This window comes from Bradyrhizobium sp. USDA 4516 (assembly GCF_054055915.1).
The window spans coordinates 719,746-734,673 of the sequence record NZ_JBSRXT010000001.1; the positions used below are offsets into that span (position 1 = coordinate 719,746).

6 protein-coding genes are annotated in these 14,928 nt (G+C 60.5%); 4 read left to right on the forward strand and 2 right to left on the reverse strand.

The features are described from left to right. Window positions 1-93: 93 nt before the first annotated feature. Window positions 94-339: a hypothetical protein gene (locus ACVI1L_RS03385; protein ID WP_370154210.1), complete on the reverse strand. Its 246-nt coding sequence runs from the start codon at window positions 337-339 to the stop codon at window positions 94-96. Between the two features lie 1,320 nt (window positions 340-1,659). Here ACVI1L_RS03385 and ACVI1L_RS03390 point away from each other — a divergent pair. The 4 genes from ACVI1L_RS03390 to ACVI1L_RS03405 all read left to right on the forward strand — a co-directional run bounded on the left by ACVI1L_RS03390 (window position 1,660) and on the right by ACVI1L_RS03405 (window position 10,617). After that, window positions 1,660-4,173 (forward strand): AAA family ATPase, encoded by a 2,514-nt coding sequence (locus ACVI1L_RS03390; RefSeq protein WP_456782288.1) that lies wholly within the window; start codon window positions 1,660-1,662, stop codon window positions 4,171-4,173. A 208-nt stretch (window positions 4,174-4,381) separates the two neighbouring features. Further along, window positions 4,382-8,380: an NACHT domain-containing protein gene (locus ACVI1L_RS03395; RefSeq protein WP_456782289.1), complete on the forward strand. Its 3,999-nt coding sequence runs from the start codon at window positions 4,382-4,384 to the stop codon at window positions 8,378-8,380. A gap of 66 nt (window positions 8,381-8,446) precedes the next feature. Continuing rightward, window positions 8,447-9,208 (forward strand): KAP family P-loop NTPase fold protein, encoded by a 762-nt coding sequence (locus ACVI1L_RS03400; protein WP_456782290.1) that lies wholly within the window; start codon window positions 8,447-8,449, stop codon window positions 9,206-9,208. Further along, window positions 9,181-10,617, forward strand: coding sequence for a hypothetical protein (locus tag ACVI1L_RS03405; RefSeq protein ID WP_456785503.1), 1,437 nt, complete (start codon window positions 9,181-9,183; stop codon window positions 10,615-10,617). The genes ACVI1L_RS03400 and ACVI1L_RS03405 overlap by 28 nt, the downstream gene beginning before the upstream one ends. A gap of 112 nt (window positions 10,618-10,729) precedes the next feature. Here the strand turns inward: ACVI1L_RS03405 and ACVI1L_RS03410 are convergent, their stop codons facing one another. Beyond that, entirely contained in the window at window positions 10,730-14,842 is a 4,113-nt protein-coding gene (locus ACVI1L_RS03410) for a hypothetical protein (RefSeq protein WP_456782291.1), read from the reverse strand. Window positions 14,843-14,928: the final 86 nt, after the last annotated feature.

Genomic DNA, 14,928 nt, shown 5'->3' on the forward strand with positions numbered 1-14,928 from the left:
CGGTGCATTCTCCGACGATGAGCAGCAACACGGCGCAAAACGTCAGCGCGTCGTGGACGTTATAAATGATCGCTGCCCAACCGAGTGTTTTCATCAGAACGTGGGCCGTGCCCGCTGCTCGGGGTAATCGGGAGTGGCGTACCGGAATCCGTCTACCTTTCGGTTCTCAGGCAAATGCTCTAGGGCGAGGAGTGCGAGCTCCACCATCCGGGGCAGAGGCTTGTCCGATTTTTCCCAGGTGATGATGGTCTGGCGTGAGCCGATCCCCAGCTCCATCCGCAGTCCGTCCTGGGTGAGGCGGTGACGCTTGCGCCACTGAGGCAGTTCAATTCCCAACATTTGTACGCTCCATGTCCAGAAACAGTACGTCCAACTTTTGGACATTCCGGTTTGATGTGCTCACCGAGGCCTCTGAAATTGAAAGAGAAAGCTGGTTCGGCACCCTGAGATTAGCCGCTCAAAGTAAACATCGGCTTAAGGCGCGATTCTTAATATTCGTTGCATGCCGGCGAGCCGGCTTACGCAGATATGCGGCACCGATCTCGCCAGCGATAAGCAGGCAAAACGCGCCGAAGGTGTAAGCGTCGTGAACTGTGTAGATGATTGCGGCCCAGCCGATTGTCTTCATAGGAATAATCCCACGTACCGTGCCAAACACGGAAAGTTCGTTGGGATCATCCCTTGTGCAGCCGAGGCCCTACTGCACGCGGTACCACGCGCTGGTACCAGGACAATCGTGATCCGGGAGCGTTCCCGGTAGCCAAAGGATGGGCGTAGCGCACCCCCTTAGCCAAACGCATCCTCCGCCGCTGGGCCTGTGGGCGGACGGATTTGCCAGACGAATATACGGCGATTGCCTCCCTCCGCCAATACCCGGTTCAATCCCCGGTACTCACAGAACGAATCACCCGCGCATCGGGTATCGAAGAGAATATCGCTTTCTCTTCGCGGGCTTCGGCAAGGCGGCGTCCGGGTTCATCGATCTGGAGCTGGGTCCGTTGCACGACATCGCCGAACTGCGGATGCGCCGCTAACCACGAGCTGAAGCCTTAGCCAATCGGACGGCACTGGCTGCTAAGGCTCTTCCTTGGTCTTTTGACTGGGGCAGTGCTGGAAACGCATCCAACGGCTGAAAGTAATTTCGATCTGGATCGATAGCTGGGTCGATCGCGCCGATAGACGAGTTGCGGCGCGCGGGAGTCGCGTCGTAGCGTGATAAGGAGCGGGAACCAGCACGAGACATAGCGAGTGTTCCGACAAACGAGCCGTGAGAACAAATAACGAACATTCTTCGGACGACAGGAGTCAGCCGATCCTTACGCCTTTGATTTCGTTAACTAAATTCAATGGCCGTAGAATCTTTGGGTATATAGGGAGATCTCGTTCCGACCGTCATTTTTGTCTTGCGAGCCTTCGCCCTACGGTTGTTCCCTTTCTCCCTCCCGCCTCGAAAAGAGCAAGCCATGTCAGGGCCGACTGAACCTCCAGCAACCCCTCCGCCGCCGGATCTCACGAATCTCGGCCGACTGCAAAGTCACTTGCAGCCCGATACGCTGGCCGCCGCTCTGCTTGATGCATGGCGCAACGGTCCTCGTGAGCAAGCGAAGGCACGTATGCTGTCGGCCGTTCAAGATCATGCTTCAAAGAAACAGAGCCAAGATGAAGCATCGCATCCAACGGATTGATCTCCAGGGCTTCCGCGGTTTCGGCGCGAGCCCACAGTCCTTCACGCTGCCGGATTCCGTGGTGGCTCTGTGGGGCGGCAACAGCCAGGGCAAAACCAGCCTCGCAGAAGCGATCGAGTTTCTCCTGACCGGCCACATTGCGCGGCGCGAACTGCTGGCCAGCGCCAAAGACGAATTTTCGCGTGCGCTCCGCAACGCCCACATACCCGATACGGTTGCGGTGTTCGTTGAAGCGCATCTCGTTTGTCCTGATGGCGTCTGCCGCCGGCTCCGCCGGACGCTCACCGCTGATTACGACGGCAGCACGTCATGCGTCAGTACGCTTGAGATCGACGGCGCGCCTTGCACGGAAGCCGATGTCGAGACGCGCCTTGGCTTACGCCTTCTTCTTCCGCCTTTGCGGGCGCCGGTCCTTGCGCAACACACGCTTGGTTACGTCTTCACGGCATCACCGACCGACCGCGCCGCTTATTTTCGCGCCGTGCTGGACACGCAAGACCTCGAAGACTTCCGGGCCGCGGTCGCGATGCTTCCTGCCGAACTTTCGGCGCCCTCGAGCGCGGAAATCAAAAACCTGTCCGCCTTGGAGAGCATCGCCGAGCTGACCGCGCCATTGAAGACGATCCGCAACGCGAAGACAAAGCCGGCGATCGAACGGGCTCTCGCGGGCGCACTGCAAGCGATCCTCACCGCGATCGGCGTTTCTGCCAAGGCGAGCTTGAGCGAGCGCATCGACCAGCTTGAATCAGAACTCACCGCACGGCGCGCCCAGGCGTTTCCGATAGATCTCTTCGGCCGCAAGCCGCTCGCGCCATGGACTGATCCGACCGCGAACCTTGCGGATACCTTGACCGCGTTTGCGCGCGAGAAGGCCGCAACCTCCGGCGAAACACAGCGGCTCGTCGCCCTTTTTGAGAGCGCGCTCTCCATCCCTGCGGTCCATACGTGTTCGGAACCTATGGACTGTCCCCTGTGCGGCGCCGCAAGCACGCTGACGCCGGAACGTGTCAATTTCCTGCGCGAACAACTCAACGCCAACGAAGCCTATCAGGCCGCCGAGAAGGCGGCGCTCGCCGCCTTACGGGCAACGGACGCCGCATTGTCCGCCTTAAGCAGCGCCGCCTTTGCAGCGTTGCCGCGGTTCATAACGATCACTGCAGCCGAAAGGCGAACGCGCGGTTTTACCGTCAAGCGCGTCGAAGCCTTATCCAATGATGTCGAAGGCACGCGCCGTTGGGCCGCGGCCTCGCGTGCGCTTTGGCGCACGGCGAAGCGGTATAGTGATCGCATCGCAGCCCTGCGAAGCAGGATCGAGGCCGCCGTCAAGAATATCGCGACGTGGGACGAGGGCGCTGAACTTCTGCACGGCATGGAAGAGGCCGGAGATCATTTTCCTCAGCTTGAAACAGCCGCGTCGGTTTACACGGCAGCCATCGATGCCATCAGTGCAGGGGTAAAGTCGGCGGTCGACCAAAGCAGCCGCACCAGCGGCTGGGAAGAGCTGATTGCCCTCGCGCGCGATTCCGCGGGCGCCCTGCAGGCGCTTGATGCGCTCCAGCAGCATCAACAAACGGTCAAGACGCTTGAAAAAGCGCTGCGTGAGATCGACGCAGCCAGCGGTAAGGTCGCCGACGAGAAATTCACCGATCTTAGCGCCAATGTCCTCGCTTGGTGGGAGAGACTTCGCCCAGGCGAGCCGACCTTCTTCAGCGGGGTACAACGCCGGGGCGCCAAGACGCGGCGAACGGTCGACGTCAAAGTGGGGCTCAGCGCCAAGGAGGACCGCAGCGACATCAAGCTTCGCGACGCCGTTGCGGTGTTCAGCCAATCGCAGCTCCACTGTCTGGGCTTATCGCTCTTTCTCGCGCGCGCCATTGATGGCGGGGCGGGCTTCGTCGTGCTGGATGACCCCGTTCTCACCAGCGACGATGATTTCCGGCCGAACTTTGCCTCCTCCGTCATCGAGGCATTGCTGGATGCCGGCCTGCAGGTCATCGTCATCACGCAGGATCATAAGAGCTGGAAGGACATTGGCCATCGCTGGGAACACCGCGGTGCCACTCAGTTCCAGATCGTGCGCGAAAACCCCGTTGCCGGAAGCGAGATCCGCGACCAGGGCGATGCGCTCGCGACCATGCTTGCGCAAGCACGCCCTTTCATCAATTCGCAAGACAGCGACCAACGCAAAGAAGGCGCCACGCGGCTACGACGGATTATCGAGCGCTTCTGCAAGGAGCTCATCGTCAAATCGCGTCACGCCAATGGCGATGCGATGGCGTCCATCACGGACTATGACGGCAAAGCCTATGGCGATTTCAGCGCCAAAGCCCTCGCACTTCTGACGCAGGACCCCTCCCACAAAGGCAAACTCAACGCCGCCTATGGCTACGTGACGCCCGGCCCGCATGACGACACGCCGCCATCCACGGCCCAACTCAAAGTCGCCGCCGGCGATTTGAACCGGCTGAAGAAGGATTACCTGCAATAGCATGTGCATGCTACAGCATCACCGCCGATCAGGACGCGATCAAAGCATTCTTCCGCGTGACGCGGCGGGCAATCTGCCCTGTATGCCAGCGGTGTTTCCCGATTGGGATGCTCCGGTCGTCCGGAGAGAAGCATCTAATCTTCAGAAATGGTAAGCTCACAGACCTCGTTGGGCGAGTCGACCGTCCTTGCAGCCGCATGATCCCGCCATGACCCGTATCGTTCGTCAACTCAACCTCAAATCCGACCGGCCGCAGGATGCCGACGCCCGGCCCTTCACCGACTTTGCGGCCAGTCCGAACCTCGTTCTGCTTGGCGATCCCGGCGCAGGCAAAACGCATGTCTTTAAGCAGGCGGCCGAGCGTGAAGGCGGACGGTTTTTGAAGGCACGCGCGTTTTTGAGCCTTCCCGCCGATCGCCTTCGCGGCCAGGCGCTGTTCATCGATGGCCTCGACGAAAAACGCGCGGGGCGCGCCGACCGCGACACCGTCGATGAGATAGTCGAGAAACTCTTCGCGGCGAATCCCGGCAAGGTCAGGATCTCGTGCCGCGTAGCCGACTGGCTGGGCGAGAGCGACCTCGCCGGATTTCAACCGTATTTCGAGCAGCAAGGCGAGCCACCGGTTCTCTTGCTCCAAAGTCTTTCCCGCGATGAGCAGCTGGCCGTGCTGGCGGCGGAGGGTCTCGACCCCGCCGCGGCAGAGGCATTCCTGACCGAAGCGACCGAGCGAAACCTCGATGACTTCCTGGCGAACCCACAAAATCTCATCATGCTGCGGCGCGCCGTCCAGACCGGAAGCTGGCCCGCAACGCGCAAAGAACTTTTCGAGCTGTCGACCGAGCTCATGCTGCAGGAGTTCGACAAGGAGCGCGCGCGTTCCGGCAGCGGCTCGTTCTCGGTAGCCGATTTGCGGCCCGCGGCTGGCGGTGTCTGCGCCGCCCGCCTGATCAGCGATGTGGATGCCGTCAGTCTCACCGATCAGGAAGGCACCGAACAAATTCCGGGCTATCGCACGGTGACGTTTTTTCCGCCGGAACGGGTGCAGGCCGCACTTGGCCGGCGGATCTTCGATGCCGGGTCCGAACCTGAGACCGTCGATTACGCGCACCGCACCACCGCCGAATTTCTTGCCGCCGAATTCCTCGCCGGACGCGTTCGCCAGGGGCTCCCGTTCGGCCGGGTCACGGCGCTCATGGGCGTCGATGGAAATCCGGCATCCGAACTGCGCGGTCTTCATGCATGGCTCGCAATTCATTTGCCCGAACGCGCAAACGACCTGATCGAGACGGACCCCTATGGTATTTTGACGTACGGCGATGCAGCTTCCTTATCGCCTTCCGCCTGCGCGTGCCTCATCCGGGCGCTCGACCGGCTGTCGAACGAAAATCCATGGTTTCGGTCGGGCAACTGGCAGGCCAAAGCCATCGGCGGACTCGCGCGGAAAGACATGGTGGGCGAGTTCCAAGCCATTCTCAAGAATCCTGCTTCGAGCTTTGGAATTCGCTCCGTGGTGCTGGATGCGCTCGCGCTGGGAACGCCGCTGCCGGAGATGCTGCCCGATCTCGAAGCCGTGGTGGGGCGGCAAGCATCACCTTACGCCGAGCGGACACACGCGCTCGCCGCGCTGGTACGCCTGGGGCCCGCAGGCAAGACGGCTCTGCGCAATGCCTATGGGCAGCTTGGCAAGAGCGTGAACGATATCCGTCTTCGGGTCGAAGCGCTGCTTGCGCTTTACGGCGATCCGTATGGTGCTACTGACGTCATCGCCCTGGTCAATGACTGCTTTGAAAGTGGCGATATAGCCGGCACGGGAACGCTCTGGGCTCTGCACGATCATCTGCCGCTCACCGACCTGCCAACCATCCTGGACGGAATTGACTTCCCCGACCGCGAGAGTGGCGGGTTTGATCGCCGCCGCTGGGAAGTTGCCTCGCTCTATGCCCATCTTCTTGTTCGCGCTTGGGAGGCCCCCGGCACTGTCAATCCCGAACGCGCGCTCCGCTGGTTGAGAAAGCGCGCCGCGTTCAAGGATGGCGAAGGCCGCGCGCGCGGATTACGCGCCGCGATGCAAACCACGCCCGAGCGACTAGCCGAGATCGCGCGCCATTTCTTCCGCACCGTGCCGGTCGATGAACAGCGCTGGTACGCGTTCAACACATTCCGTGAAGCCATCTTGTTTGAGATCGGCACCGACGCCCTGCTCGATCTGCTGATGGAGGAACTCGGCGCGGCTGATGCAGGCAGTGACCGCCAGCTTCTCCTTTTCGAGTTCGCGCTTGCCCTTTGCATTCACGCGACGCAGCCGCATGCCGAGGATGTATTTACGCGCCTCTGGTCGCTTGCCGACACCGAGGCGCGCCTGGCGGACGCCCGCGCCAAGGCCATCGTCACAAGCCTTCCGGACAAATATCTTTCACGGCTCCCAAAGCGCAATCGCGACCCAAGCGCCGCGCGGGACAAGCAGCGGCAGGACTTCGATCAAGATGCGGCCCTGATACGGAGCGGCGCTCATGCGGGCTGGCTTGCACACCTCGGCAGGATCTATTTCGCGCTGTACAACGATACCGAGCGAAACGCCACACCACACGCGCGACTTGCAGCGTGGTTCGGCGAGGAGCGGCGCGAAGCGGCGCTTGAGGCCCTGATAGCATCCTTATCGCGCAACGACCTTCCGAGTTTTGCGGATGTGATGGCGCTCACTGCGGACCACAAGCGTTCCGATTGGTGGTACGCCTTGACCGCCGGGCTCAACGAGCGCTGCTCCACCGGCCAAGGGCTTGCCGGACTTTCGGATGATTTTCTGAAGGGCATGCTGGTCTTCGACCTCACCAGTCCCGTGCCCAAGAATGAGGAGGACGCAAGCCGGTCAAGCGCTCAGCCTTGGCGCAGGGCGGTGACGGAGCACCGGCCTGATCTCGCGAAGGAAGCCTACCTTGCCGCGGCGCGCCTCCGGCTTTCGCGCAACGAGCAGATTGCGGACGGCGTCCACGAGTTGTTGACCGATGCCGCTTTCGAGCCCAATCGCATCGATATCGTGCTCGATCTTTTGCGCGAATTTCCCAACGCGGATCCGTATCGTGTCGATGAATTGCTAAACGCCGCGGCTAAAAGGCCGGCGGCCCATGCCCGCATGCTTGCCTTAGCCCGGAGCCTCCTTGCGGGCACGGCGTTGAGCGAACGCCAGCGCGATCTTTGGCTCGCCACCGCGTATGTTCTTTCTCCTTCCGAATTCGAAATCGCCGTCACGCAGCGCGCCAGTGTTCAACCGGGGTTCATCTTCGATCTCCGCGATAAATCAGGATTTGCCGACGACGCGCAATCGTCGCACACGTCATTGGCCATATTGGAATTTCTCACGGCCCTCGCCGGAAGTCTTTATCCGGAAGCCCCATTCCCTTCGGACGGCTGGAGCGGCGATCATAATCCCTGGGACGCCGCGCAATGGATCCGCAATCTCAGCAGCACCCTTTCTGCTTCTCCCAGCCGCGCGGCAACTGAGGCCCTGGAACGCCTGACCGCCAATAGCGCGCTTGCTTCCTATCGGCCTCATCTCCTCCACGCGCTCGCCAACCAGCGCCAGCGCCGCAGAGACGCCGAATACGACCGGCCCGACTGGCGCGAAACCATCGCAGCGCTGGAGAAGGGGCGCCCGGCCACCGCCGCCGATCTGCATGCGCTTCTGTTCGCGCATCTCCATGACCTAAAACATCGCATCGCACGCACCAACACCGATATCTTCAAGGGCTTCTGGAATCTAGATAAGCATGCACGCCCGTCGGCCCCGCGACCCGAGGAAGCTTGCCGGGATCACCTCGTTGATCTCATGCGCCCATCGCTGCAGCCGCTCGGGATCACCGTTGAGCCGGAAGGGCATATGGTCGCCGAAAAACGGGCGGACATCTCCGTCACGGTTCCGTCGGTCAAAATTCTCTGCGAGCTGAAGCGCGATTATCATGCGGAGGTCTGGACGGCGATCGAGGGGCAGCTCGAGCGGTTTTATACGCCCGATCCGGAGGCCAAGGGCTTTGGCGTTTACGGGGTCTTCTGGTTCGGGGACAAGAGACCGAGCCCGATACCCGCGCCACCCGGCGGCCGAAACCGCCCCCAAACGGCAGCGGAAATGGAGCAGATGCTGATCGATCTCATCCCGCAAGATATGCGCAAGCGCATTGCTGTGATCGTCATCGACGTGTCGGGTAAAGTATGAAGAGGCACATCGGGATTCATGTTGCCCACGCACGCGCTTGCGCGCCGAACGCCGAATTGATCGACCATGACCGCACAAGACTCCTCCCCGAACGATAAGCCGATCACGCTGCCGGATGAAGACCGGTTTGGCATGGATCCGTTCGCGCAAGCGCTCGCCGCAGCCATCCGCAAGATCAAAGCACCGGAAGGCACGGTCATCGCACTCAACGGGCCGTGGGGCTCCGGCAAAAGTAGCGCTGTCAATCTCATCGAGCACCACCTTAAGGAGCCGGTCGCGGCCGACGAGATCAAAATTCTCAATTTTGCCTGCTGGTGGTTTCGAGGTGAGGAAGCGCTGGCCCTGGCGTTTTTCCGCGAGCTTTATGCCGGTCTCGGTCCATCGCTTGGTGAACGTTTCAAGAAAGCGCTGCCGAAGATCGGCGCACATCTGCTGGGTGCGGGCTCGATCGTCGGTGCCGCCGCAGACCTCGCCGGTTACAAGGGCGCGGGCAAAGCCGCCGAAGCGTCGTTCAGCTGGATGGCCGATCTCATTCACACTGAAGACACGGTCGAGAAGCTGCACGCTGAACTCGCCGCCGCCCTTGCCGCGCAGAAGACACGCTTTCTGATCGTGATCGATGACATCGACCGGCTCGCGCCCGATGAAGCTTTGCTGATCTTTCGGCTGGTCAAGTCCGTGGGACGCTTGCCCAACGTCGTCTACCTTCTGGTCTTCGACTCGCCGAAGCCATCGTTGCCAAACGCTTTCCCTCGGAAGGCCCGCATTATCTTGAAAAGATCATTCAAGCCGGTTTCGATCTGTCCCAACCGCAGGCCTTCGATCTGAACCAGGAATTGCTCCGCCAGGTTGACGCGCTCTGCGGCACGCCGCCGGAAGACAAGCTCAAGCGCTTCATGAACATTTTCTACGAAGTGATCGCTCCCGAGATACGGACCCCGCGCGACCTTGTCCGATTGATGAACGCGCTGAATGTCACCTGGCCTGCCATCGGGGCCGAAGTCGATTGCGCGGATTTCGTGGCGCTCGAAGTTCTACGCTTGCTTCGCGGCGATGTGTACCGGGCGCTTCGCGGGCATAAGGACGAACTCTGCGGCACCGGCGACCGCATGGGCGGCTCCGGGCGGGAGGAAGCCGCTCCGATGGAAAAACTCCTGCTGGGGAGCATCAGGGAAAGAGATCGAGAGCGGCTCCGCCGTGCCTTGATGCGGCTCTTTCCGCGTCTGGAGAGCGTCTGGGGCAATCTTCACTACGGCGAGCACTCAGCCACTGAGTGGGCGCGGGAACGGCGCGTGTGTGCGCAAGATCACTTCGATGCTTACTTCCGGTTTTCCCTCGGCGATGGCGTCTTACCCCGCGAAAAAATCCGAAGCGTCATCGCCCTTGCGAGCGATCAGGCATTTGTTCAGAACCGGCTTCGCAGCGCGCTTGCGACCGAGCGGAAGGATGGAAAAACCAAGGCCGCCCTCCTCTTGGAAGCGCTTCAGCTGCATGCGGCCGAAGTCGCCGATCGAGACGTCGGTCCACTCCTTTCTGCCGTGTTCGCCCTCGCGGATGAACTTGACGTTAAGACTGATGAAGCGGGTGGGTTTAGTATCGGCGATAATCAGCTGCGCATCCATTGGCTGCTGCGCGTGCTGACGCTGGAGCGCTTTGACCTTGCCACACGGTCAGCGCTGTTCGTCGCAGCCTGCGCGGGTGCCAGCCTTAACTGGCTTGCGGACTTCGCGGGATCCGCCTATCGCGATTATCATCCATACGACAACAAACCGCGCGAGGCCGAGGAACGCTGCCTCACGACCGAGGCCGACGCCGAAGTGCTCCAAGCGCTCACCTTCCAGCACATCCAAGCCGCCGCTCAGTCGGGCGAACTGCTGAAGAGCCGGCGGTTAGCGCATATGCTCTTTGTCTGGCGCGATGTCGCAAAGGATGATGGGGCCGAAGTCAAAGCCTGGACCGCGCAGCAATTCAAGTCGGATACCGCCATCATTGTTTTCGCGCGCGCATTTACGACCTACTCGTGGAGCCAGGGTATGGGCATGGCCGGCTTAGGCGACGTCGTCGCCAAGCGCCATACGCGCGCGGGCGTCCGCTCGCTCGACCTTGTGCTCGACCTCGCGGCGTTTCGCAGTCGCGTCGAAGAACTCGACGCACGCAACGGGAGCGATGAAGATGCCGTCGCACTCCGCCAATTTCTGGAAGCCTGGCGCCGACACGACGTCAATCCGAACGACTAGGCGGCCCTCACCAATTCGGTCATGTTCGAGCGGCTCACCCGCCCAACCTTGAAGTCACCAATGAACTTGTTCTCAATAACAAGCATCAGCGTTACTCACCAAGCGACGATTGTCAGTTAGATTCTTTGGCTGCCGAATTACCGTCTGCAATATGCTTGAGTTCTGACCGGTAGGTTGAGCCCAGCGCACTTCCGACGGCATCCGACAGCGTGATGAGAAGCGCGGCTACAAATGCCTCGTCATCCTGTTTGTTTGCCAGCACAGCTTCTAATTCTGGAATAGCCTGCCTCGGGCGCGTGAGGCGAAAGCTTTCCTCATCAATAATGCGCTGTGTGGCAGCGCGCAGCCATCCCGCGATCTTGGGAACCAAGTGCTTCTTGAAATTTGATTGCCTCGCCTTCTCGAAAAACCGGAGACCTATTCCCCACACATCTTGAGGCTCGATATGTGCCCGCCCCTTTATTTCGCGCAAGAGACCAGCTACGGCTTCGTCCAGTTCGATTGGCGCACCGGAGTCAGTGAGACACTTCTCTAGCGTGGCTTTTCCTGCATAGCGTAAGCCCAGTTTGGACAGAAGTGCTTTTTCCAAGGCCGTGATGGCATCTCCATGACCGGACAATGCGGCTAGCATTCCAAACGCAAGAATGCAGTCACTGGCAACAGTATCCGCCCAAGCCAGTGTAGTCTCATCCTGCGGCAAGGCGGGCAGTTCGCCACGCGGAGGCGCGAAGACATCCCAACTAGTCCGCAAGGCCTCTCCGCCGGCCTTCGTAAATGCTAACCCCTCAAGGAAACCCACGAGATGATCGGCAAGTCCGGCCGCATCCTGTCTTTCAACATCCCTCGTCATCAGATGGTTGCGAACACCGACCTCAAGCACGGGTATCGGGCCGTCCTTCAGCCGATTGCGCAACGACGCATAGATGCCAACATCCACGTCCGACACGATTTCCGCCTGGGCCAACAGGTACCACGCCATATCGATGGGGCCGAGCGGCAAGGCCGTCGCATCCGGCGGCTCTGGATTGCTGCAGGTACCCGGCATCATCTGGATCGGCTCACCGTCAATGAGGGCCTCACGCCTTTCAATCTGCGTTTGCAGCCAGAGGACCGCGTGGCGCACCACCCGATGACAATAGGCTGCCTTCAGCGACCGGTTCGGGTCCAGATGGCCCAAGCTCTGAAGCGCTCTTGCCAGACTGGTAAGAGCGCGCGCAGGCGAGCCCGCGTGGAAGGCCGCCACCCCCGCATCGGCGGCGAGTCCAATCGACATGGACTCCATCCCGTCCAGTTCACTTGCCGCGGCACTGCTTTCCGCCTCCAGAAACCACTGTTCAGATTGCTCCCAATCGCCGGCCTTCGCGGCGTTGATCGCCGCCTCCCGCAGGGAAAACGCTCGCTCAACCGCGCTCTCCTTCGGAAGCCGATCGGCGATACGCCGCCAGATCTCGAGCGCATCGGCGAACTTATCGTCGCGCCAATAGATTTTCGCGCGAGCCCGATCGAGAGCAATATCGGGGCCCAACGCGGCCTCGGCTTCGTCCAGAGCCGCTAAGGCTGCCTGCTTGGCACGGCCGTACTCATCCAGCATCACCGCGCGCGCGACGTGAAATTGCACCGTGAGAGCTCGAAGCCCCCAATCTCTTGACGCCGCAGCCATCCGCCGGAAACGCTCCGCCGCATCTTGGGCATTCACCGCGTCTCGCTTGTGCTCAGCCGCCCACGGACCGTTGACGAACGTGCTAAAGCCGAGCTGTTCCTGTTCGTAACCCGCCAGCCACATCCGCCGCTCGTTATCATCGACCCTCATGAGGCCATTGACGACCTCTTCGAGCCTTTCCACGCTCGATAGGCCGGTGGCACCTACGGAGAAGAGCGCGCCATAGAAGTTGACGGGCTTTCCGTCCGTGTCGCCTTCCATCCTATTCTTCAGGTGCTGCATCTCGGCATCGTTTTCGACGGCAGCACGGAATTGCCTTAACAACTCGAACCAGTTTGGAAGATGGTTTGCGATCCCCATCGTATTGAGAACCATCGAGTACATCAGCGACACGAATCGCGTTCCGCCCTCAATATTCGCTGCAGCCTTCACCTCTTCAAGCATCGCTCCGACCGTGGATCGGATCTCATCACCATCACCTGACGCCGCGGCCAACCGGAATTGCGCCATCCGCAAGAGGATCGAGAGCGTGGGATTCCTGGGATAAATCGGCCGATCGGTTCGTATGACACGTAAGGCGAAGAAATGTTCGGCCAAGAGGGCGCGCGGCGCATCTCTCGACGTGATGACATTTCGGCTTAATGCGCTGAGGCCCGGCTCGAATTGTCCAGCTAGCGCGTGAAGGAAGGCGGCATTTGCATCCGATACATTCAATTGGCCCTGTTGCAACATGTGCGATGCAATCGCCGCGTGGATCTCCTGCTGTTCGTTGCCAGTCAACGAATTGTGCCCGGACTGACCTGCCAAGGGCGAAACGCGATAACGATGATCACCAGCCGCTTCGATCCAGGGACCAACCAGCATATCAAGATGATCGCCAGCGCTTGGCACCGGAGGCGGCAGCGAGGCAATACGGAGGGCAAGTGGGCGGTCGAAGCGATTGGTTACAAGGCTGAGGCGATAGAGAAGGCGGCGCGCGGGCTCCGGCAGCTGCGCAGCCAACTGCCGCCGCGCGGCCTCCCTGGCGGCCTCGATATCGTCGGAAGAAAGACCACGGGAAACGAGTTCCCGAAGGTCGCTTGCGGGCCAGTTGCGCACCGCCATGCCGACAGCAAACGCATGCACCAACTGCGGATGCCCAAAGCCTCCGGCAGCATGAGCGACATTACCCCATACGTTCGGATCGCCGCCGTTCTCGCGGACCACCTGCCTCGTTTCCTCTTCCGAGAAGTAAGGAACATCTGCGATCGCAGCCGGATCGAGCCCGACTTTGCTCAGTGAGCTGACGGTCGGCTTCCGATAGCAAGTGACAACTGCCGTGCGGTCACGGCGCCCCAATGCCGCCATAACCCGCCCGAAGGAGAGCGAAACACCGGGGTCTTCGAGGTGATTGAGATCTTCGAAGATTGTGACTTGTGATAACGACGCCCCGATTCGCCCGAAAAAATAATCAAGGCGTTTTCGCATCTCGTCGGCTTCGAGATCACGGAGATCAATCAAGGTGAAGTCAACGTCGCGAGCGTGCGCAACATTCCGTGCAATAAGCGATTTTCCTAAACCACTGGCACCAACAAGCACCAATGCCCCACAGCTGGTCAGCGTATCAAGCGCCTTTTGCTGCAACGCATGGCGCGCGATCACCCCACGCGGCGCAGCGAGATCCTGGCCTGATACGATCCAGCCAACCTGATCAACGGCGAAAGCTGAACCAGTGCCGGCAAAAGCACTCGACAGGCTTGATGCCAGTCGCGCCATCGCGTCCACGCTACTACGCGGCATCGAAACGCGTGTTGCTTCATCGATCACCGCGTAAAGCTCTGCGCGCGTCAGGACACGATCATCGCTTTTCTTGAGGACGCTTTTCCTCAGCACATGAACCATAACGATATCGGCCAGCCGACGTGCCTCAGGAGCCGCCAATTGAAAGCGATCTCGGCCAAGAACGACCAGTCGTTCCAGCAGCTCCATGGTTACGGCAGCGAGATCCGGCTTGCCGCAATCCCAATGAATTTTTTGCAACAGATCTCGTCTTAGCGCCGTGTCGTCGCGCGCTCCAACAAACTTATGGACAACTTCAGAGTAGTTGTCCGAAAGCAATATCGCTTTCAAAGGCGCGATATCGGCGCCCGCGGCGGCTTTACGCCAATATACCAGGCCGGGCTGGCCGCCGGGACGGTCTTCAATCTTACGCTCCGTTCCGATCGCCGACGTAGTGAAATAGCGAAACAGAACTTGCCGTCCCGGATTGCTGGCCACCAGACCCACAAACGCATTCACCGCGTCGCGCACGTTCTCTGAATTGAGGGTGACGGACCCGCTGCCGGCGGTGTCTTTTACCTGCACTGCGCTAAGCACTTGTTCCGCAAGCGTTGCGTAATCTTCGGCTACTTCCAGATAAAGGCGAGCGCCATCGGGAAGGTCGAGCCAAGCAAGCGCCGCCGCCGCGACCTGATAGGTGTACCCACCTAGAGATGCGATCGCCTCGCGCTCGGCATCCCCAACGGGCGTACCGTCGCTGGGTCCGCCGGGGGTAAATATCGCGTTTCTGCCTAAGTCTGGGGGCACCGATTACCCGTCTTGCTCCTCGCTCTCTGATGGCGAGTCAGAACGCGATAATACCGTTTTCGCTCAAAGAGCTCAATTTGCTGATT

Excerpts from the sequence above, each read along its gene's own strand:
- ACVI1L_RS03400 (WP_456782290.1), top strand. The coding sequence starts at position 8,447 with ATGACCGCACAAGACTCCTCCCCGAACGATAAGCCGATCACGCTGCCG.
- ACVI1L_RS03395 (WP_456782289.1), top strand. The coding sequence starts at position 4,382 with ATGACCCGTATCGTTCGTCAACTCAACCTCAAATCCGACCGGCCGCAG.
- ACVI1L_RS03390 (WP_456782288.1), top strand. The coding sequence starts at position 1,660 with ATGAAGCATCGCATCCAACGGATTGATCTCCAGGGCTTCCGCGGTTTC.
- ACVI1L_RS03385 (WP_370154210.1), bottom strand. The coding sequence starts at position 339 with ATGTTGGGAATTGAACTGCCTCAGTGGCGCAAGCGTCACCGCCTCACC.